The following is a 19,239-nucleotide window of genomic DNA, read 5'->3' on the forward strand; positions in this document are numbered from 1 at the left end:
CGATGGCCGAGCCCGTCACGCTCTCCGAGATCAAGGTCCACCTCCGCATCGATGAGGACGTGACGGACGAGGACGAGGCGCTGGAGGCGATGATCCTCGCCGCTCGCCGAACGGTCGAACTCCGCACCAGGCGGACGATCGTCGGCGCGGCGCCCACGCTGATCGAGGCCGATCTCGAAACGGCGCGGCATGCGATCAAGCTGCTGGTCGGCACCATGTACGCCGATCGCGAAGGGGGCAGGGAACCGGGCCTTGTGCAATGGCTGCTCGATCCGCTGATTGCCTTCGACGACGGCAGCGAGCCCTGATTCCATGGCGCTGAAGGCGGGAGAACTCAACCGGCGCATCTTTCTGCAGATGCCGGTTCGCGCCCCCAACGGTCGCGGCGGTTTCACCAAGGGGTGGAGCGCCCCGCGGCCCGTCCGTGCGAAGATGGTCATGCTCAAGGGCGACGAGGCCCTGCAGCACAATCTGGTCCGCAAACGTCAGGTCTGGCGGGTGACGCTCCGATATTGGCCCGACATCGATGTCGAGTGCCGCGCAACCTATCGCGGGGAAGTGCTTGCCATCACGTCTTGCGACGATCCCGATGGAAAGCGCGAGCGGATCGAGATGATCTGCGAAACCGGGGTGCCTGCGTAATGGGTCGTTCCTCGTGGAAAGGCGTTGCACGCGTCCGGCGAATATTCCGCCAGATGCCGCTCGCGGCGAAAGCCGAGATACAGGAAGTCCTCGATCGGGGCGGACGAAACATCGTCGCCTACATGCGCGGACGCGCGCCGCGACAGACGGGTGCGTTGCGCGCGGGCATAAGCTACCGGGTGATGGCCGGCCTTAAGCTGCGGGCAGGGCTGCTCGGCACGAAGAGGGGCCGGGCGCGCCTCTTCTACGGACGCATTCAGGATCTTGGCCGTCGCGGTCAGGAAGTAACGGTTCGGCGTCGGCGAGGCGTGATCAATTTCGGCAGCCGCAAGGATGCCGGCGGCAGGATGATCGGCGTCTATCGTCTTCGCGTGCGACCGATGCGTCCGAAACGCTTCGTCACCGGCAGGATGCCGGACCTTCGCAACATGCTGAGCGCCGATCTGAAGCAGGTCTGGTCCCGTATCCTGATGCGGATAGGAGGGGTGTGATGGCGGGAGCGCTCAATGCGGCCGAGATCGCGATCTACGGCGCGCTGGCCGACATCGACGATTTGTATCAGCATCCGCCGCAGGACACGCCCCTACCGCTCACGATCATCGGCGACATGGATGCCGCAGTCCCGGTGGGCGGGCCGGACGATCCCGACCGCAAAATCCCGCTTACCATCGTCTGCATGACCGAGGGCGAGGAACGGCAACCGTGCCTCGACCGCATGGAGGCGGTTGCCTCCCGGCTCCGGGACAAAAGTTTCGTTGCGGCAGGCTTTACCGTCACCGCACACTTCCAGTCCGAGAGCGCGTCCGTCGACGAAAGCGGCGGCGGGTACAACGGCATCATGACCTACATGGTTTTCGCGCTGGCCGACTGACGCCGGCGCGCCCCCTTCAATCCACCACTCCGCCCCGCCTCGCCAGCGGGGCTTTTTCATTTGAGGAGAAGCACGATGGCGAAGAAACTGGGCAACGACTACCGCCTCTGGATCGAGAGCGCGACCGCCGGCACCTACAACGAGATCAAGGGCGGCACGTCGACCAAGATCAGCCGCCAGGCGAGCACGATCGACACGTCCACTAAGGACGACTTTCCCTACGGTACGCAGGCCCCCGGCCTCAAGTCGCTGACCATCGACGCGGAAATTTTCCCCAACCTGCCCGATGCGAACGGTTATGGCCGCCTCGAAACCGCTGCGTCCGGCAGCAATCCGGTCAACTTCCAGATCCGCAAGGGCGGATCGACGGGTGCCGCCGGCGACGTAGTTTTCCAGGCGTCGATGTATATCGGCAACTTCAACACGGATTTCCCGAAGAACGACGTGGTGAAGTGCGACTTTCAGCTGACGCTGGCCTCGCCGCCGACCACGGACACGCTGGGCTAAGCCGATGGACGACGCCAACGCGCTCCGTGGCGAGGTCGATCTGATACTGGAAGGGCAGACCTATGTGTTGCGCCCTTCGCATCAGGCGATCATCGCCATGGAGAAAAAGACCGGGCGATCGCTGATCGAGCTCGCGTCGCTGGCCGAACAGTCGATGCTCGACCAGGCTACACAGGCGATTGTCGTTACCGAACTGATCCGTGCCTGGGGGCGGTCGATCCAGATCGACGAATATGCCTCCGGCGCGGAGAAGGCCGTGGCGACGGCGGCGAAAGGGGCGAACGTCGATATCATCGGCGAACTCCTCTATTCGGTCGGTGTCCTATCGGTGCAGCCGCGCGTGGCGATCGTGCTGGGTTTGGCGTTGACCGGTGGATGCCTCCCTTCGGGGGAAATGAAGGCGACGGGGACGACGACGAGCGAGATCCCCGCCGCCGATTGATGGGCATCGCCTCGGCCGCGCTCGCTTGGCCGCCGGGGCAGTTCTGGAATGCGACGCCACATGAATTCTGGGCCTCCTACGAAGCGTGGAAGCTGATGAATTGCGCGGAGCAGGAAAGCTGATAGGGCAGGGGCATGCGCCGCATGCTCCTCTCTCTTTTTGTTCTGGCTTCAGCGTGCAGCCCGCATCGCGCCGAGATCGACCCTGCCGCGGTGTCGATGATGACGCCAGCTGTTTGGCCCAAAATGTATGCGGCCCTCGGGCCTGAATCCTTTGCGCGGGCCAATGCAAAGATGAGGGCCGCTGCCGAATATGCCGCTGCCGATCGTGCCTGCGGTCGGGTCGAATATGTCGGTGTGTCACCATCGGCGTCTACGCCCCAACGAATCGAATGGTTCGTCGATTGCACGCCGGAATATCGAATTCGGCTTTCCGAAGATGACCTGACCTAGACGGTCGGGTACATAGTTTCTTCCAAGGGTGGTCAAGCGATTGGCCGCCCTTTTTCGTGTATCGAGGTGCACATGGCCGACGTCGATGTGAAGCAGCTGATGCTGCAGGTCGACGCCAGCGTCGAACTGCTGCGCACGAATTTGGTGCGTGGCGATCGCGAAGTCGCGCGCTTCACCAGCGAGACGCAGCGTCGCCTGGATGCAACAGATCGCCGCTTCTCACAGCTCGGCCGCCCGCTCAGCACAGTTGCGGCCGGCGTCCAGCGCGCCAATGCGCAGATCGCGACCATCGGCGCGACAGCAGCGCGTGTGCAGGCACAGGTGGCAGCGGCGTCAAATGGCATCCGCACCACGTTGCTCGCAAGCACATCGACCATCGCCGCAGCGCTGAGCGCCAACCAGATAGCCGACTATTCCGACAGCTATACGCGCTTCACCAACCAGTTGAAGGTCGCAGGACTGGAGGGTGGCAAGCTCGGTACGACGCAAGAGCAGCTGTATCAGATCGCTCAGCGATACGGCGTCCAGTTGGAAGCGCTTGGCCAACTTTATGGGCGAACTTCGCAAGCCGCGAAGGAGCTAGGCGCTTCGCAGAGCGAACTCATGCAGTTTACGTCCGGTATTGCCGCTGCTTTGAAAGTGCAGGGTGGCAGTGCCGATTCCTCGCGCGGCGCGCTTATTCAGCTAACGCAAGCCCTGGGCGGCGAGATCGTGAGAGCCGAAGAGTTCAATTCGATGAACGAAGGCGCTCTTCCGATCCTGCAGGCGGTTGCGAATGGGGTTGACCGATTTGGCGGCTCTATCACCAAACTGCGGGCGGAAGTCGTCGCAGGCAAATTGAAGAGCGCCGAGTTTTTTCAAGGCTTCCTGCGCGGTTCGTCGGATCTCGAAAAGCAGGCCGAGAAGGCCACGCTTACGATCGGCAACAGCTTCACCGTGCTCAACAACGCTTTGGGCAAGTATATCGGGGAAGCAGGAGCGGCATCGACGGCAACGGAAAAAGTTTCCGCCGGCATCCAGGGTCTTGCCAACAACCTCGATGTGATTGGCCCGGCGCTGGCTGTCATCGGCGCAGGCTTTGCGACGCGTGCTCTGGTTCCCGGCATCGCGATCGCTACGACGGAAGTCGGTCTTTTCGTCAAAGCGCTGGATCAGGAACGGGTCGTCATGCTGGGGGGTAAAGTCGCCGCCGCGCAGAAGGCCCAGGCCGTAGCCACTGCCGCACAGGCGGAGGTCAGTGCGATCGAGGCGACGATTGCCGCACGTCGGGCTGATGCCGAGATTATCGCCGCCAATTTGGCGCTTATCGACAAGCAGCGTGCCGAAGCGCTTCAGGCGCAGGCTGCTGTTAGAGCAAACGCTGCTGCGGGCTTTGGATCGGTAGGTGTGACACGCAGCTTCCCTGATGCCGCGCGGGCGCAGAGAGATTTTGAATCGCAGATTAGGCTCCGGGAAAGACTCCGGGTCGCAAACGGGGAGATCGCTGCGAGCGAGCTCACCCTTGTGGGGGCGCAGGCGCGCGCAACTGCGGCGACCGCCGCTTCCACCGCTGCTACGACCGCCGCCACGCTTGCCGCTCGGGCAGGTGCAGCCGCCGGCAAGCTGTTCGCCGGCGCGCTCACCTTGATCGGCGGTTCCGTCGCTGGCGGTGCCGCCGTGCTCGCAATCGGTGCGATCGTCGGCGCGATCATGCTGTATCGCGACAGTGTCGCCGAGGCGAAGCGCCGTGACGAGGAGTTCGTCCAGTCGGGTAAAGACCTTTCCGCCTTCATGAAAGAGGTGGCTTCGCTGTCTGGTTCGGCTGCTGCGCAGATCGGCGGAGTAGGCGCGACGGCTTCGGGGGCAGTCGGTGGCGTGAACAGCCTCACCGCAGCGGCGGGAAAGCTCGCAACGTCATTGCGTGACGTCGCCGAAGAGGCCCGGCGCAGCAAGCTGGAAACAGCGAGGGCATTCGAGGCCAAGGCCGAACAGGACGAAGCCTACTATAAATCCAAGTTTGAAAGTCGCCAGCAGTCGACATCGTCGGTTGCCCGCTTCGGATATTTTGAAAAGTCAGACGAGGATAAAGCAGCCGACAAATTTTATCTGGACCGATATAACGAGGCCAAATCCCGGCAGGCCGCAGCCGAACGCACCCGCCATGCTATCGAGCGCGAGCCTTGGCAGAGCTTCACGCCATCGGCAAACCGCACAAAGCAAACCGATATCGACATGGCCGACCGCGGCCAGACGGTTACCCGCGATCTGACCATCGCGCGGCAGAGCGGCAACAAGGCGCAGATCGCCGATCTCAAGGCGCAGAAATTCGAGATCGACCAATATAGCAAATACCGGAAAGACGGCCTGTCCGCCGAGGCGGCGTCGGCGCAGGCGTCGAAGGACAAGGCGAAGTTCCAGGCCGCTAGCGGCGAGAAGGAGGCGGCCGCCGACAGCGCCAGATCGGCGCGCGGCGCTGCCGCCGCAAAGCGTCAGGAAGCTGCAGCAGTCCGGGATGCCGCCGCCGACGCTCGCGCCTATGCCTCCGCAAGCCGTCAGGCGGATAACGATATCGCCGCCGCACGGGCTCAGCTGACCGGATCGGCGGAAGAGCGCGCCAATATCGAAAAGGCACGGATCGAGGCGGAGCGGCTCAACCGCGATCAGGAGATCGCGTCACAGGGGCCGAACGGGTCAAAGCGGTTCACGGCGGCGGAAGTCGATGTGCTACAGACCAAGAACCGGCAGCGCGCCGAACTGGAGGCCGAAGTCGTCGATCTGGGCGAGCGCCGCCGCTTGGCGCAGGAGGCTCTGGACGCGACGCTGGATGGCCTCGCGACGCAGCAGGACATCGCCACGCTTCAGGCCAGTCTTGCGACCACCACCGGCTTGCGTCGGGATCTGGAGCTTCGTCTGCTGGACATACAGCGCGAGGAGGAGGAAGCGCGCCTGCGGGCCATCACGGTGGTGAATGGCGCTACTGCGGCCGAAGAGCGGAAGGCCAAAGAGCGCCTGGCCGCGCTGCCGCAGATTTACGACCTGCGACGCCAGCAGACGGAGCGCGACAACGAAAGTCCGATGCAGCGTCGTCGTCGTGAAACTGCCGATCGCGCGGCGAACCTGGGCGATCAGCTGGAAACGATCGAGGTCAGTTTCCTCGACAATATGAACGACCAGCTGGCCGAGGGCGCGACCCGTTTCCTGAAATTGAAGGGGGCGGCAGGCGATTTCTTCAACCAGCTGATCGAGGATGTCATCCGGCTCAATATTCAGCAGGCCGCAGGCGGATCGGGTGGCCTGCTGGGCGGCCTGCTTAAACTGACCGGGCTGGCCACCGGCGGAAATGCGCTGGCGGGATCGATTTCGACGGCCAATTCCAATGTGGCATCGCTTGCCGCCGGGATCGAAGCCCGTAACCTGAAGGGCTTTTCCGGCGGCGGCTACACCGGCGATATCAATCCTGGCAAAGTGGCGGGCGTGGTGCACGGACAGGAGTTTGTGTTCGACGCCGCCTCCACGGCCCGGATCGGACGGTCTCAGCTGGAGGCGATGCGGAACGGATCGTTCAGAACGCCCAGCGTTTCCCGCACCGCGCTCGCAGGAGCAATGTCGGGCGGGGTAGTACGGATCGAGATCGCGGAAGGCGCGCTGTTCGAGCCCCGCATCGCTGCGGTGTCCGGTAACGTGGCCGCGCAGATGGTCGCAACAGCGGCGCCCGCGATGGTCGGTGCCGCGAGCGGCGACGCGCAGGCTTCGTTCGCCCGCCGGGCACGGAGGCAGATTTCGTGAGCTCGATCATGCTGCCGAACACTCCGGGCGTGCGCAACGTCCGTATGATGGTGCTGTCCTTCGGGTCTGTTCTCACGCCGTTCCTTGGCGGGCCTAGCCAGCGTATCAACCGCTTGGGAACGCGCTGGGCCATGCGCGTCAGCATGCCGCCGATGCGGGCCGAAGCGGCGCGTCCCTGGATCGATGCGCTGGCGCGCGGGTGCGAGGACGGCGTGATCATGCGGATCCCGCAGGACATCGATATCGGCGTTCCCGGGGCACCTCTCGTGTCAGCGGCGGTAACCGCGGGCATGATCCTGCCGATCAAGGGCTTGGCCCCGGGCTATGCGGTGAAGCGCTCGCAGCGCCTGAGCGTCATTCACAACGGTCGCCGCTATAACCATGTTTTCAGCGCCGACGCCGTCGCAAACGGCAGCGGCGTCCTGAATGCCGCAATCTGGCCGATGATCAGGACCGGTCTGTCGGTGAACGACACGATCGAGATCGCCGCCCCGATGATCGAGGGCTGGCTCGACGGCAATTTCGAATGGGACGTGCTCACCATGCCGTGGGTGCAGCTACCCGACTTCACCATCAGCGAAGCCGCGTAGGAGCCACCCCATGGACGCTGCCCTGAAAGCGGCGCTGGCGATGCCGGCGCCGACGCTGTTCGGTGCCATCAAGATCGAGTTTCCCGATTACACGCTGCGTTTGCTCGACGGATCCGCGCAGCTGCAGGTGGGCGGTGAAATATATGTCGGCAAGGATGAGACCTTCGGCACGCTCGCCAGCATTTCGGAACTGAGCGAGGAACTGGACGACAGCGCGCCCGAGATCACGATCAGCCTGTTTCCGCCAGACATCAGCGCCACCGCGGCGCTCGCGCATCCCGACATGCAGGGCAGCGTCGTCACGGTCATGGTCGGGGCGGTCGATCCGGTCAGCGGATCGGTAATCGGGGCGCCGGAAATTCTATTCCTCGGTGAGATCGACGTGCCGACGATCGATGTCGATGGCGATGGCAAAAGGACCCTGTCCTATACCGTCGTCAGCGTCTTCGAGCGGCTGTTCGAAGTGGAGGAGGGGCAACGCGCCTCCAACGGATTTCACCAATCCATATGGCCCGGCGAGCTCGGCCTCGAATTCATGACCGGCACGGACGTCAACCTTTACTGGGGCGCCAAGCCCCCGGCAGGCCAGACCGCGAAGGGCTGGGCCGCCGCCGCCGCGAGCATCGCAGGCGCTTCCACGGTGAAACTGAAATGACCCCGCTTCAGGTCCGCCACGCCGCCATCGAGGCGACGATGGCCCGTTATCGCGACCAGCCCTTCGCATGGGGGAGCGTCGACTGCGCGAAGATCGCGGCATTCCATCTCACCCAAATGGGTTATGCCGTGCGGATCGCGAAGGCGGGCAGCTACAAGACCCCGCTCGGCGCGCGCCGTGCTTTGCGCCGGATGGGCTACGCGACGCTCGCCGACATGGCGGACGGCATCGGCCTGACGCCGATCGCGCCCGCGCGAATGCTGCTGGGCGACCTGGCCGAAATTCCCGGCGATAATCCCATGGGTACGATCTGCCTCTACGCAGGCAACGGGAACCTGTTCGGCTTCCATCAGGATCATCCGGCGCTGGTGACCTTGCAGCCGCAACAGATCCTGCGCGCCTGGAGCGTTCTCTAAGATGGCAAAGGCACTCCGCACCGCAGCACTGGTCGTCGGCGCGGTCGCCCTGGTCGCGACCGGCGTCGGCGCACTGGCAGGGGCGGGTGCGCTGGGCGCTGCTGCGGCCGGGACGACGGGAGCCGTCGCAGGCATATCCACCGCCACCATCGCGGCGGTCGGTACCTATGCCAGCCTCGCCGCAGGCGCGCTCTCGCTTGCATCGGCCGCAGCCATGCCGGGCCAGACGGTCCAGGGCAGCTCCACGACTTTTGCAACGAACCCGCAAAGCGGATTGCCCTATGCAATGGGGCGGACCCGCATGTCCGGCCTGCGTTTCTTCGCCGCGACGTCTTCCCGCCCGGGTTATACGAAGTTCAACGACCTGCTGTGGTTCGGCGCGCTGCTGAGCATCGGCGGCGCTATCGACAGCATAGAATCCTTCAAGGCCGATGGCGTTGCGGTGACCTTCGACGCGGGAGGCAATGCCGTTGGCCAGTATCGCGATTACATGGGTCAGGCGGTGCATCTGGGTGGCCCGCAATCGACGGCGCTCAACCTGGTCGTGGGCGGCGGTACTGCGCCTGGCTGGACCAGCCAGCATCGCCTGTCCGGCATCACTCACGCCATGTGGTGCCTCCGCTTCAACAAGGAAGGGGAAATGTACGGCGCGGGCGCGCCTGAGCCCGCCTGGATCGGGAAATGGGTCAAGGTCTACGACCCGCGCCTCGACAGCACCTATCCCGGCGGCTCGGGGCCATGCCGGGCGCTGGACGAAACCACCTATGTGTGGTCGGACAATCCCGGCCTCCACGCGCTGACATGGGCGCTGGGCCGCTGGCAGAACGGCAGGCGGACGTGCGGGATCGGCGCGCCCATCGCCAATATTCGCGTCGCCGAATTCGTCGAGTGCGCCAACATCTGCGACGCGAACCGCTGGAAGGTGGGCGGCGTCGAGTGGACCACGGACAGCAAGTGGGCCACGATGAAGCGAATTCTTCAGGCGGGCGGCGCGCGGCCGACCAAGTCACGGGGGATGATCGGCTGCCTCGTGTCCGCGCCGCGCACGGCGATCGCGACGATCGAATCCCGCCACCTGCTCGACAAGCTGCAGCTGAACGTCACGAAGACGCGACGCGATCGCTACAACACTGTGATCCCGCGCTACGTCGACGAAAATAGCGACTGGGCCGTGATCTCAGGCTCTGCCGTGCAGGTCACGACCTACGTGGCAGCGGATCGCGGCCAGCGAACGAAAGAGATCGACTACCCGCTGGTTCAGGTGTTCGCCGGCGAGGAAGCGAAGCAGCCGGCGGAACTCGCCGCCTACGATATCGTCAACAGCCGCGAGGGAGGACCGTTCACATGGTCGACCGGTCCGGAATGGATCGGCATCAAGACCGGCGACGTCATCAACCTGAACGTCCCGGAGGAAGGACTGGTCAACCAGCCCATGCTGGTGACCAAGGCGACGCCCGATCCCGCGACCGGCAAGATCAGCTTTGCCGGGGAAACCGAAACCCACAGCAAGCATGACTTCGCCCTGGGCCGCACCACCACGCCGCCCGCGCCATTCACGCTGACGGCACCCGACCTGAAGCCGCCGCCGCCGGCGACGTCCAGCTGGGCGGTGACGGGCGCGACGACGGGCGAGGGCCTGCCCGCGATCATCGTCATCGGCACCAGCGATATGCCGTCGGCCGACGCAATCCTCCTCGAATATCGAAAGGCGGGGGAAGATGCCTGGAGCCGTCCGGCGATCCTGTCGGCAACAGGACAGATCCTCCACGTCATTTCGCCGCTTGAATCGACCACCGTGTATGAAGTGCGGGTCGGCTATCGCGTCGGACCGATCGACGGCAGCTTCGCGACCATCGGCACGGTCACGACAGGGACCGGACGGCTGACCCAGATCGGCAACGATATCGTCGAGATCAAGGACGATATCGGTACCGTCAAAGCCGACCTAAACATCCTCACCCCCAACGTCTTCGACCTTACCCAGCTGCTCGGCACTTACAACGCCATCATGCAGACCCGCACGACGCTGGAGGGCATGCCGATCGGCACGGTGGTGACCAATGTCCGCACGGTTGCCGACAGCGCGGTCGAGGACCTTAGCCTTCTCGGCGCGAAGAATGCCGAAGGCACCGCCTGGAACCTCTCCATGAGCACCGTCTATGTCGGCGGCGGGAAGACGTTGGCCCAGCGGTTCAACGAAGTGGAAGCCAAGGCCGCCAATGACCTCGGCGCCAAGGTCACCGACCTCACCCAGGCGATCATCGACGGCGACAAGGCTGCGGGCCTGCGGCTGACCACCGTCGAGGCGACGTTGAACGGAACCGGCGGACAGCCCGGCCTCACGGCTTCGGTTGCTGCGCTGATGCAGGCCGCGGTCGATGCCGATGGCAACGTGCTGGCCAAATATGTGCTGGCGCTGAAGGCGAACGGGCGCGTGGGCGGCATCGTCGGCACTAACAACGGGACGCTGGCCCGGCTCGACTTCGATTTCGACGAGGTGAGGTTCTTCCTCCCCGATGGGTCGGTCATGCTCACGATCGGACCCAACAGCGAGGTCTATGCGCCCAAGCTTCGTGTCGGCAAGCTGATGGTCGGCGCGATGGATGAGGAATTCATCGCCAATCAGGATTGGGCTGCGGACGAAGTGACGCAGGTCTTTCCCGGTGGCCTGATCATCAAAACGGGCAAGTATCGCGCCCAGATCAATAACGAGACGCAGTTTTCCATCGTTTTCAGGGACCCGTTCCCAACGGTCTGCGTGAGTTTGGTGCCCGTTCCCTATCTGGCCACCTTCTCGATCTACCGCGACCTCTGGTTGCAGCGCGTGGGCGAACCGAGCCGCTTTGGCGCGACCGTCGGTACGCAGTCGTCGACTGGCGACGATCAGCGCCTCGACGGCTTCGACTGGATTGCCTTCGGGCGCTGAGCATCAGGAATCGACATGACTGAATTGGTAGATGCAACCGCCGCCCTGGTGGCGGCGACGGGGCATCTTGTCACCACCAAGGCGCAGGTCACCGACTGGGCGACCGGCACGGCCACGGGCGGTCCCCAGAATAACGGTCGCTATCCCTTCACCGCAGCGGACGGCACCGATGTCTTCGTGCCCAGCCCGGCGCTGCTGGCGGCGACCTTCGATAAGGGCCGCAACATCAGCACGGACGAGTTCTGGTACTTGGCCGAGCCTGCCGACCGTATTCAGGCGGCGATCGACAAGGCCTTCGTCGAGGGGAAGGACGTGTTCATCCCCCGCAGGGCCGATCCCTACGTCTTCAATCATCCCGGCCTCTATTATCCTGCGGAGGATGGCGAGTGGCGTCGCGGCATGGTGAAGCTGCGCAACGGCGTGTCAGTGCGCTCGAACGGCGCGGTTCTCAAGCATGCCGATGGGCGTATCAACCCGCCCGGCTTCTTCATGCAACGCTACGTCGACGATTCGAGCCTCGAGAATATCGAGATCGACGGCATCATGTTCGACGGCGGATGGCGGATGATCGATCCCAACATCGCCGATCTGCGTCAGCGCTACTCCTTCGACAACTATGTCCAGAAGGTAAACCTTAGTTCCGGCACCCCGTGGGATGTGACCCAGATCGGTCACGTCATCTCCATCTGGCGGGGGCGGAACATCACCGTTCGCCGTTGCCGCTTCCAGAATGTGCTGGGTTATGGCGTGGCATTGGGCACGACGACGTGGGAGGGCATCGCCAATCAGACCTATCCGCGCTTTCACGGTGTCGGATACAGCCATGTCGAGGAGTGCCAGTTCCACAATTGCTACCATGGCGGGGTGTTCTTCCCCGCATCGTGGGAATGCTCGGTCAAGAAGTGCTTCTTCGACGGCGACGGCTATTATGTCGCGGCAATCGATTGCGAACGGCACCACGCGAACGACGAGGTGACCAACATCACCATCGACGACAACACGTTCGATTTCTCCAATGGATACGGCCCGCTTTCCGAAGGCCACGACAGCAACGGGAACCGGATCACCTACGACAAGGCCTATGGGCGGACCTACCTGTTCCGCACGCGCCTCGCCTGCTCGATGGGCTGGTTCGCAGGCGGCGACAACGAGCTCTCGCGCGGCCATAAGTTCGTCAACAACAGGATCGTCCAGGGCCAGTTGCAGGTGTTCGGCCATCGCGATGTGGCGATCGACAACAACACCTTCGATGCTGAGTTCGAAGATATGTCCGAGAGCGTGGCCTACCCGCCTTGGTATAATCTCGTCGCCGAACAGCTTTTCATCCGCATCTACAGCAACGGCAAGGAAACCGACCTGACGGGCGTGACCGTCACCAACAACACCATGCGCGGCGACATTCAAAGCTGGGGCATCCATGCCTACCGCTACGAGGGGCTGATCGACGCAAGCAATACGATCATCGGACCTCGCCGGGGCGCGATCCGCCGCCAGCATTGCAGCGGTTCATCGACCGGGTTGTTTGTCCGCAATATCGGAACGGAGGCGGCTCCTGCGCCAGTGATCCAGCTGGAGGGTGGGCGCGGCCCCACCACGATCATAGCGCCCGAGGTCGAAGACGACCGCGTTACGGTCATTCCCGGGCCAACGCCCACATCACCGCCGACATCGATCACCACACACTATGGCATCGCCAGTCTCGTGCGAATGGTCGACTCGATGTATAACCGCGTGAAGGTGTTCGGCGCGTCGGGCTTCCAGCAATATACGGTCAAGAAGTTCGACACGCAGCCTGCGAACGCCAACTATCTGGAGGAATGGGGTAACGGCGGCAACGCCACCTTCACAACGCCAAACCTGATCATCGGCAATGGCGACGCCGACATCTCCGCGCACTTCATGACGGGGGTCGACAAGTCGGGCTTCATCCAGTGGTGGAACGGCAGCTACCAGCAACCGCGCATGTTTGCCGGTGCACCCTCGGGCGACAAATACGGCTTCGTCATGCTGTCGTTCAAGGATGCCGGCGGCGCGGATGTAGTGGCGCAGTTCAACGGCGAGACCAGAGCCTGGAATTTCTTTGGCGGCGGCTTCAATATCCGAGGCCAGTGGGACAAGCCGCTTGGCTTTATCGGCGGCAAGAAGCTCTGGATCGACGGTGATGGCGTCATGCGCACCAGCTGGAACAACCCGACGTGGGCGGGCGAAGGCGATCCCTTCGTGCAGCGTGTCGCACCACCTGCTGTCTGGAACTCCCCCGGCTTCGCAGGTCAAATGGCTGCGGACGCCAACTACAGCTACCTTTGCGTAGCGAACAATAATTGGAAACGCTGGCCCCATAGCAGCTGGTGACAGCTTCATCACAGCACCACCCGGCGGCCATTGGCCGCCATTTTTATATGCGGACCCACTCATGAATATCCATGATCACGACGCGGCGCGGTACGTCGCGGACGGCCTTTCGCTGGGCGCGCTGATAGGCGCGATCGCTAATTTGCTGCCGTCGATCGCCAGCCTCCTGACCGTGATCTGGATGCTTATCCGCATTTGGGAAACCGAAAGCGTCCAGCGCTGGACCCGCCGAAAGGACTGACATCATCATGAGCAAGGGCAAGATAGCCGCCGCGGTATCGACTGCGGCGCTGGGGATCATCGCGTCCACGATCGGGCTGGAGGGCGGCTACGTCAATCATCCCAACGATCCGGGCGGCGAAACGAACAAGGGCATCACGAAGAAGGTGGCGATCGCGCGCGGCTATACCGGGCCGATGCGGACCATCCCCGACGATGTGGTCTACAGCATCTATTACCAGGATTATCTGGTCGGGCCGGGTTTCGAGCCCCTGATCGCACTCGACCCGGCGGTCACCGAGGAACTGTTCGATACGACGGTCAACATGGGGCCGGCGCGCCCCTCACGCTTCTTCCAGCAGTCGCTGAACGAGATCTGCCCGGCGCTGAAACTCAAGGTCGACGGCAAGGTTGGCCCCGCGACGATAGCCGGCTTTGCCCGCTGCCAACGCACGTTGCTGTGCCAGGCCATGCTGCCCAGGCTCGATGCCAAGCAGCTGGCCGAATATGACCGGCTCGTCCGGACCAATGCCAACCTACGCGTTTTCTACCGGGGGTGGGTGAACAAGCGCATCGGCAATGTCTCTGCGGAGAAATGCGCATGAAAATCCCCCTGAAGCCGATCCTGAAATGGGTGGGCACCACCCTCATCACCGCCGCCCTTCAGGATCTGCTCGGGCGCATCGCATCGGCGCCTGCGCCGGTCGCGCGACCCGAACGCGATCCCGTTCAACCATCGGAGGCCCCATGACCACCAGCCTTGCCAACATTCCGCTCGACCCCGCCGACTGGACGGACGTGTGCGCCCTCTATCCAAAGACGGTCAGCGCTGACGTCGTGATCCGCTACCTTTCCGCCAGCGGTGCGCGCGTAGTTCATGGCGGCGCAAAGCCCACCTCGTTGAACGAAGGTGACGCCCTCAATCCGCGCGAGGCGATCTACGCGAACACCGATCACCTGTGGGTGACGGGCGTCGGCGCGATGTCCGTCACGCTGCTCTGACAAAGGAATACTGACCATGGGACTCGATTCCGCAGCGCTGGCAATCGCAGCGCGCACCAGAAAGGCCCAGCAGGCGGGCGGTGTGCTCACCAACCCGCGTGGGCTGCGGCGATTCCGGGCGCGGCTCGGCAACGCCTTGGGCGCACCGGTTCACATTTCCTGTCATGGCGACAGCATCACACAGGGCGTCGGCACGGAAAATTCGAACGGTGTTGCCAACAATCAGATTGCCGATGTGCAAGGCTGGCCCGGGCAATTGCGTGCGCTGTTCGCCGCACGCTACGGCACCCTTGGGGGCGGCGCGATCACGCCGTTCTTCAGCGGAACGGACAGTCGCGTCGCCCTGACCGGCGGCCCAACGGCGGACCTTACAATCGGGCCGTGCAACTGGGGCGCGCGGATCCGCACCGACCGTTCCATCCAGGTCACGACGCCGGCCTGCACCGCCATCGACATCCTCTATTATGCAGGCGGGATCGCTGACGGATCGCTGATCGGGGGATTTTCCTACCAGATCGATGGCGGCGCCGTGACGTCCGGTCTGCCCGCCGGTCAGAATTCCACCCCCGGTTACAAGGTTCTGACGATCAGCGGCCTTTCCAATACGGCGCACACCATCAACCTCGTCGGGCTGCATGCCACCAACTTGCAGCACATCACGGCCATTCGGTATCACAACAACCAGGGCGTCGTGGTCAGCCGCTGGGGCAGGGCAGGGTGGACGCTGCTCGACTATCTCGGAATCGGGGAGATGTCCCGCAACAACTCGGCGGTCAGCGACGCTTATGTCCGCTCGCGGATTGCAGCGCAGTTCGGAGCATGGGGGGAAAGCCTCACTATCGTTTCGCTCGGCCAGAACGACGCGTCGTTGCAGCAGACGCCGATGGGCGGGGGGACCGGGGGCGGCGCGATCGGGACCGTCTATCCTACGGTGGATGTCTATGAGAGCTACCTAAGGGCCATTGTCGCAACCGTCGCCGCCAATGGCGGTTGCACTTTGCTCCTGAATACGGCGCTGCCGCCTGCGGGAGGCGTCACGGTTCCTGGCGGTGGGCAACCCTTTTACGCCTACCATCTTGCTGCGCGCCGGATCGCGAACGACACGGATCATGTCGCGCATCTGTCGATCGCCGACCGGTGGGGCACTACCGGTGACACGACCTCGGCCGAAAATGTGTCGTTGGGAATGTTGTCGGCCCCGATGTCCGTTCACCCGTCCCGACAGGGCTATGGCGACATAGCCAGCGGCCTTATGCAAACGCTTTTGCGGCCAGATTTGACGGCGTAAGTCGGGGTATCGCGTGGGGTATCGCCCCAACGCGACATCCTTTCGGAAGCGAGGTTTTCAGCCGGTTTCCAAGTTTGATCGACGGAGGGGTTGTCCGTCGATCAAACGCCACGAACGAAGTTAACTTCCGCTAGTTCAACCGAGGCATGCGTTCCTTGGCCACCCGCTGAACAGTTATGGGAAATATGCACGCGGTCGCCAATGATCTCTGCTTGGCGCACCCCGCAGTTCTGGCAAATCTGGTAAATTGTTGGCTTCCCGGCTGTCTGAGCCGGCGCGCTGCCTAACAGGTTTAACATGAGCATCCGTCCTTAAAGTGGGGTGGGTGAGGTTGCCCCATAGCAACCAAGATCGAGGGCCTCGCGAGCCGTATCCATCCTTTCGCCACCCCGTAGCTGCCGTGGGTATGACGCATCTGTGCAGCCGCTATCGGCTGCAAATCAAGTCCGGAAAATTATAATGGCCCTATCCAACGCCGCGGTGAAAGCCGCGCGGCCGTCGTCGCGCGCCTATAAGAAATTCGACGAGCGCGGGCTTTTCCTGTTCGTGAAGCCCAACGGTCTGAAAAGCTGGCGGCTGCGCTATCGCATCGATGGGCGCGAGAAGCTGCTCACCATCGGCCAGTGGCCCGACGTGCAGCTGATCGACGCGCGCGACCGGGCCGAGGAAGCGCGGGGCCTGATCGCGCAGGGCGTCGACCCGTCGGCCACGAAGGTTGCCGTGCAAATTTGCACGTTCGAAAGCGTCGCGCGGCAATGGCATTCGGTACAACTGGAACGCTGGACCGACCGGCACGCGGCCGACGTGATCGACAGCCTGGCGCGCGACGTCTTTCCCGATATCGGCGCGTTGCCGATCGGCGCGATCGGCGCGCCGGCGGTGCTCCAGGTGCTGCGCGACGTCGAGGCGCGCGGATCCATCGAAACGGCGCGCCGAATCCGTCAGCGGATCTCGGCGGTCTTTTCGTTCGCGATTGCCGAGGGCCTCGTCGACCAGGATCCCGCGTCCGTCGTGTCCCGCGCGCTTCGCCCGGCGCCGATCGCGCGCCGCCAGCCCGCGATCACCGACCTTGAGGAATTGCGCAAGCTGCTGGCCGCCTGCGAACGGGCAGGGGGCTTGCCGATCGTGCGCCTGGCGTCGCGCTTCCTCGCGCTCACCGCCGTGCGCATGGGCGCGCTGATCGGCGCGACGTGGGACGAGATCGAGCAGCTGGACGGCGATGCGCCCGTGTGGCGAATTCCTGCGGCCCGCATGAAACTGAAGAAAGCGCGCAAGGCCGACCCGGGCAACGACCACCTCGTGCCGCTCAGCGCGCAAGTCGTCGCGGTGCTGAAACAGGCGCGTGAGAATGGGTATGATACCCGTTCTTCCTCCGCGCTTTTCCCCATTAACGAGGCGGCAATCGGCTGTCTCTATAAGCGGGCGGGCTTCAAGGGCCGGCACGTCCCGCACGGATGGCGCGCCAGCTTTTCGACGATCATGAACGAACGCTTCCCGCACGAGCGCGCCGCCATCGACATGGCGCTGGCGCACACGCCCAAGGGCGCGAGCGAAAGCGAAGCCGCCTACAACCGCGCCCAGCTGCTCGATCAGCGCCGGACGCTCTTTGCCCGCTGGGGAGAGATGATTATCGAAAGGTGACGGGACGTCAAAGTCCCGCCATCTTCCTTAGCGCTTCATTCATGCGGGTTTGCCAGCCGGATCCTGATTGTTTGAACCATTCCACGACGTCGGCATCTAGCCTTAAAGAAATTGCTTGCTTGCTATTGTCAGATTTAGGCCTGCCACGACGAACAACCTTGTCACCATCGCGGATTTCAGCCCGGGCGAACCAATCACGGTCGAGGCTAGGAGCTTCGTCCGGATCTTTCCAACTCTTCGTAATATCCTTCTCGCTCATTTTTATTCGCCTTCCTCATCGATACGATGCGGCGGCTACCATTGCGTTCCGTCCAAACAACCACCAAGACCAAAGTTTCGCGAATTACCCCAATCGATATTTCACGAATTTCGCCATAGTCTTGTCGGTCATCAATTTCGGTGAAATAAACGCCAGAAAAAAGAATGGCCGCATCTTCAAAATCAAGGCCACGTTCCCTAAGCGTAGTCTCCCGTTTTATCGGGTCATAAGATATATCCATAAAGTGTTATTCCCAAACTGCGGATTTGCTGGTTCAGCGTTTGCAAAGACATCTTTATCTGCTCCGAACTATACCACCGGCCCATCCGGCAGAATTCACATCGCCGGTTATCAATCGGCATTTCCGTATATACGCTTATTTTATCTCGACGCAATAGTCGTATATACAATTTATGCGTATTGGAGGTTGTCAGGGGGCCATACGCGGCCACCGCGGGCCTCCGTTGGCGCAATACGAGGATTAATTAGGGGCACTTTGTATACACTGGCTGAAGGGAGAGACGTCGATCAACCAGCGTCCTGTTCATCCAGTCCAGCGAAAACTTCCGCAAAGCGCGGATCGTCCCGCAACTCAACGAGCTTGTTCGGATTGATCCCAATCGAAAGCCGCTCTGCAGCAGGTGCGGCTTTTCCACTGGCGATCGATCCGTCCGCCCGACGCCGTTTCTTGCTTCTTGCTCCCATTTCAGTTCCTTCCTTTGATTGGCACACTGGGGCCAGCAAAGCGGCCGGTCTGGATAATAGCGCCGCATGCGATGCCGAACACATCGAAGATCGAGGCGAGATCGTGACCATCGATGGTTTCCGGAACGGGCTGGGAGGGCATTTCCTCCCCCCGGGCCAGATTGGCCACAGCCCGGAGGCCATCGCGCAGTATGCGAAGCTGCAATTCCGCTTCCTCCGACAGCGCATAATGGCGCTCGTTTACGGGATCGACGATATGAATCGTCGTCCAGTTCTGCTCATGCGCGGCCATAGGTTATGCCTCCCCAGATTTAACGGGGGGCACGTAAACCGTGCGGGGTTCACCAAAAGGGGAGCGCATGCTAATCGCGCGGACAGCTTGTTCCATCGGGATACTCCGTGGTTCGAGTTAGGCCCGGCGCGAGGGTTCCAGCCTTGCGTCGGGCTGATTTTTTCAATATCGACAAATAATGACGCGCGCAATAGATGATATTGGAAAATCTCGGC

General features: G+C 62.8%; 23 protein-coding genes. 20 read left to right on the top strand and 3 right to left on the bottom strand.

Annotated elements, in window-relative coordinates; translation table 11 throughout:
• The first annotated feature begins 2 nt into the window (after nt 1-2).
• From DI606_RS04435 to DI606_RS04525, 20 genes are all read left to right on the top strand, one after another.
• Nucleotides 3-308, top strand: coding sequence for a head-tail connector protein (locus DI606_RS04435; RefSeq protein WP_293980099.1), 306 nt, complete (start codon nt 3-5; stop codon nt 306-308).
• 4 nt (nt 309-312) lie between these two features.
• Nucleotides 313-642: a phage head closure protein gene (locus DI606_RS04440; protein WP_293980101.1), complete on the top strand. Its 330-nt coding sequence runs from the start codon at nt 313-315 to the stop codon at nt 640-642.
• Complete coding sequence (locus DI606_RS04445) at nt 642-1,133, top strand: hypothetical protein (RefSeq protein WP_293980103.1); 492 nt, start codon at nt 642-644, stop codon at nt 1,131-1,133. Before DI606_RS04440 ends, DI606_RS04445 begins: the two co-directional genes overlap by 1 nt.
• The gene (locus DI606_RS04450; protein ID WP_293980105.1) at nt 1,133-1,513 is read left to right on the top strand and encodes a hypothetical protein; all 381 of its coding nucleotides are present in this window, start codon (nt 1,133-1,135) and stop codon (nt 1,511-1,513) included. Before DI606_RS04445 ends, DI606_RS04450 begins: the two co-directional genes overlap by 1 nt.
• A gap of 75 nt (nt 1,514-1,588) precedes the next feature.
• A complete protein-coding gene (locus DI606_RS04455; RefSeq protein WP_293980107.1) occupies nt 1,589-2,020 on the top strand; it encodes a phage tail tube protein in 432 nt (143 codons plus the stop codon).
• A 4-nt stretch (nt 2,021-2,024) separates the two neighbouring features.
• A complete protein-coding gene (locus DI606_RS04460; RefSeq protein WP_293980108.1) occupies nt 2,025-2,462 on the top strand; it encodes a hypothetical protein in 438 nt (145 codons plus the stop codon).
• The gene (locus DI606_RS20315) at nt 2,462-2,584 is read left to right on the top strand and encodes a phage tail assembly chaperone (protein ID WP_367119458.1); all 123 of its coding nucleotides are present in this window, start codon (nt 2,462-2,464) and stop codon (nt 2,582-2,584) included. Before DI606_RS04460 ends, DI606_RS20315 begins: the two co-directional genes overlap by 1 nt.
• 12 nt (nt 2,585-2,596) lie before the next feature.
• Nucleotides 2,597-2,914, top strand: a complete 318-nt coding sequence (locus tag DI606_RS04465) for a hypothetical protein (RefSeq protein WP_293980110.1) — start codon at nt 2,597-2,599, stop codon at nt 2,912-2,914.
• 72 nt (nt 2,915-2,986) lie between these two features.
• Nucleotides 2,987-6,679 carry a tape measure protein gene (locus DI606_RS04470; protein ID WP_293980112.1) on the top strand — a complete coding sequence of 1,231 codons (3,693 nt, stop codon included), beginning with the start codon at nt 2,987-2,989 and terminating at the stop codon, nt 6,677-6,679.
• Nucleotides 6,676-7,269 (top strand): hypothetical protein, encoded by a 594-nt coding sequence (locus tag DI606_RS04475; protein WP_293980114.1) that lies wholly within the window; start codon nt 6,676-6,678, stop codon nt 7,267-7,269. The genes DI606_RS04470 and DI606_RS04475 overlap by 4 nt, the downstream gene beginning before the upstream one ends.
• A 10-nt stretch (nt 7,270-7,279) precedes the next feature.
• Nucleotides 7,280-7,924 (top strand): hypothetical protein, encoded by a 645-nt coding sequence (locus tag DI606_RS04480; protein WP_293980115.1) that lies wholly within the window; start codon nt 7,280-7,282, stop codon nt 7,922-7,924.
• Complete coding sequence (locus tag DI606_RS04485) at nt 7,921-8,340, top strand: hypothetical protein (RefSeq protein WP_293980116.1); 420 nt, start codon at nt 7,921-7,923, stop codon at nt 8,338-8,340. The genes DI606_RS04480 and DI606_RS04485 overlap by 4 nt, the downstream gene beginning before the upstream one ends.
• 1 nt (nt 8,341) lies before the next feature.
• Nucleotides 8,342-11,266 (top strand): hypothetical protein, encoded by a 2,925-nt coding sequence (locus tag DI606_RS04490; protein WP_293980118.1) that lies wholly within the window; start codon nt 8,342-8,344, stop codon nt 11,264-11,266.
• Between the two features lie 15 nt (nt 11,267-11,281).
• A complete protein-coding gene (locus tag DI606_RS04495) occupies nt 11,282-13,618 on the top strand; it encodes a right-handed parallel beta-helix repeat-containing protein (RefSeq protein WP_293980119.1) in 2,337 nt (778 codons plus the stop codon).
• A 61-nt stretch (nt 13,619-13,679) separates the two neighbouring features.
• Complete coding sequence (locus tag DI606_RS04500) at nt 13,680-13,859, top strand: hypothetical protein (protein WP_293980120.1); 180 nt, start codon at nt 13,680-13,682, stop codon at nt 13,857-13,859.
• A gap of 7 nt (nt 13,860-13,866) precedes the next feature.
• Nucleotides 13,867-14,442, top strand: coding sequence for a glycoside hydrolase family 108 protein (locus DI606_RS04505; RefSeq protein ID WP_293980121.1), 576 nt, complete (start codon nt 13,867-13,869; stop codon nt 14,440-14,442).
• Nucleotides 14,439-14,588 (top strand): hypothetical protein, encoded by a 150-nt coding sequence (locus DI606_RS04510; RefSeq protein WP_293980123.1) that lies wholly within the window; start codon nt 14,439-14,441, stop codon nt 14,586-14,588. The genes DI606_RS04505 and DI606_RS04510 overlap by 4 nt, the downstream gene beginning before the upstream one ends.
• The gene (locus DI606_RS04515; RefSeq protein WP_293980125.1) at nt 14,585-14,839 is read left to right on the top strand and encodes a hypothetical protein; all 255 of its coding nucleotides are present in this window, start codon (nt 14,585-14,587) and stop codon (nt 14,837-14,839) included. Before DI606_RS04510 ends, DI606_RS04515 begins: the two co-directional genes overlap by 4 nt.
• 16 nt (nt 14,840-14,855) lie before the next feature.
• Entirely contained in the window at nt 14,856-16,127 is a 1,272-nt protein-coding gene (locus tag DI606_RS04520; RefSeq protein ID WP_293980126.1) for a hypothetical protein, read from the top strand.
• Between the two features lie 459 nt (nt 16,128-16,586).
• Entirely contained in the window at nt 16,587-17,768 is a 1,182-nt protein-coding gene (locus DI606_RS04525) for an integrase arm-type DNA-binding domain-containing protein (protein ID WP_293980128.1), read from the top strand.
• A 7-nt stretch (nt 17,769-17,775) separates the two neighbouring features.
• Here the strand turns inward: DI606_RS04525 and DI606_RS04530 are convergent, their stop codons facing one another.
• The 3 genes from DI606_RS04530 to DI606_RS04540 all read right to left on the bottom strand — a co-directional run bounded on the left by DI606_RS04530 (nt 17,776) and on the right by DI606_RS04540 (nt 19,024).
• Nucleotides 17,776-18,027: a BrnA antitoxin family protein gene (locus DI606_RS04530; protein WP_293980130.1), complete on the bottom strand. Its 252-nt coding sequence runs from the start codon at nt 18,025-18,027 to the stop codon at nt 17,776-17,778.
• Nucleotides 17,975-18,268 (bottom strand): BrnT family toxin, encoded by a 294-nt coding sequence (locus DI606_RS04535; protein WP_293980132.1) that lies wholly within the window; start codon nt 18,266-18,268, stop codon nt 17,975-17,977. Before DI606_RS04535 ends, DI606_RS04530 begins: the two co-directional genes overlap by 53 nt.
• Nucleotides 18,269-18,733: 465 nt before the next feature.
• Nucleotides 18,734-19,024, bottom strand: a complete 291-nt coding sequence (locus DI606_RS04540; RefSeq protein ID WP_293980134.1) for a hypothetical protein — start codon at nt 19,022-19,024, stop codon at nt 18,734-18,736.
• Nucleotides 19,025-19,239 lie beyond the last annotated feature (215 nt).

The sequence above is a fragment of the Sphingobium sp. genome, from assembly GCF_003248505.1.
GTDB lineage: Bacteria > Pseudomonadota > Alphaproteobacteria > Sphingomonadales > Sphingomonadaceae > Sphingobium.

Bases quoted from the DNA above. Each gene is read 5' to 3' on its own strand.
- DI606_RS04435 (WP_293980099.1), top strand. From the start codon at position 3: ATGGCCGAGCCCGTCACGCTCTCCGAGATCAAGGTCCACCTCCGCATC.
- DI606_RS04440 (WP_293980101.1), top strand. From the start codon at position 313: ATGGCGCTGAAGGCGGGAGAACTCAACCGGCGCATCTTTCTGCAGATG.
- DI606_RS04445 (WP_293980103.1), top strand. From the start codon at position 642: ATGGGTCGTTCCTCGTGGAAAGGCGTTGCACGCGTCCGGCGAATATTC.
- DI606_RS04450 (WP_293980105.1), top strand. From the start codon at position 1,133: ATGGCGGGAGCGCTCAATGCGGCCGAGATCGCGATCTACGGCGCGCTG.
- DI606_RS04455 (WP_293980107.1), top strand. From the start codon at position 1,589: ATGGCGAAGAAACTGGGCAACGACTACCGCCTCTGGATCGAGAGCGCG.
- DI606_RS04460 (WP_293980108.1), top strand. From the start codon at position 2,025: ATGGACGACGCCAACGCGCTCCGTGGCGAGGTCGATCTGATACTGGAA.
- DI606_RS20315 (WP_367119458.1), top strand. From the start codon at position 2,462: ATGGGCATCGCCTCGGCCGCGCTCGCTTGGCCGCCGGGGCAGTTCTGG.
- DI606_RS04465 (WP_293980110.1), top strand. From the start codon at position 2,597: ATGCGCCGCATGCTCCTCTCTCTTTTTGTTCTGGCTTCAGCGTGCAGC.
- DI606_RS04470 (WP_293980112.1), top strand. From the start codon at position 2,987: ATGGCCGACGTCGATGTGAAGCAGCTGATGCTGCAGGTCGACGCCAGC.
- DI606_RS04480 (WP_293980115.1), top strand. From the start codon at position 7,280: ATGGACGCTGCCCTGAAAGCGGCGCTGGCGATGCCGGCGCCGACGCTG.
- DI606_RS04485 (WP_293980116.1), top strand. From the start codon at position 7,921: ATGACCCCGCTTCAGGTCCGCCACGCCGCCATCGAGGCGACGATGGCC.
- DI606_RS04490 (WP_293980118.1), top strand. From the start codon at position 8,342: ATGGCAAAGGCACTCCGCACCGCAGCACTGGTCGTCGGCGCGGTCGCC.
- DI606_RS04495 (WP_293980119.1), top strand. From the start codon at position 11,282: ATGACTGAATTGGTAGATGCAACCGCCGCCCTGGTGGCGGCGACGGGG.
- DI606_RS04500 (WP_293980120.1), top strand. From the start codon at position 13,680: ATGAATATCCATGATCACGACGCGGCGCGGTACGTCGCGGACGGCCTT.
- DI606_RS04505 (WP_293980121.1), top strand. From the start codon at position 13,867: ATGAGCAAGGGCAAGATAGCCGCCGCGGTATCGACTGCGGCGCTGGGG.
- DI606_RS04510 (WP_293980123.1), top strand. From the start codon at position 14,439: ATGAAAATCCCCCTGAAGCCGATCCTGAAATGGGTGGGCACCACCCTC.
- DI606_RS04515 (WP_293980125.1), top strand. From the start codon at position 14,585: ATGACCACCAGCCTTGCCAACATTCCGCTCGACCCCGCCGACTGGACG.
- DI606_RS04520 (WP_293980126.1), top strand. From the start codon at position 14,856: ATGGGACTCGATTCCGCAGCGCTGGCAATCGCAGCGCGCACCAGAAAG.
- DI606_RS04525 (WP_293980128.1), top strand. From the start codon at position 16,587: ATGGCCCTATCCAACGCCGCGGTGAAAGCCGCGCGGCCGTCGTCGCGC.
- DI606_RS04530 (WP_293980130.1), bottom strand. From the start codon at position 18,027: ATGAGCGAGAAGGATATTACGAAGAGTTGGAAAGATCCGGACGAAGCT.
- DI606_RS04535 (WP_293980132.1), bottom strand. From the start codon at position 18,268: ATGGATATATCTTATGACCCGATAAAACGGGAGACTACGCTTAGGGAA.
- DI606_RS04540 (WP_293980134.1), bottom strand. From the start codon at position 19,024: ATGGCCGCGCATGAGCAGAACTGGACGACGATTCATATCGTCGATCCC.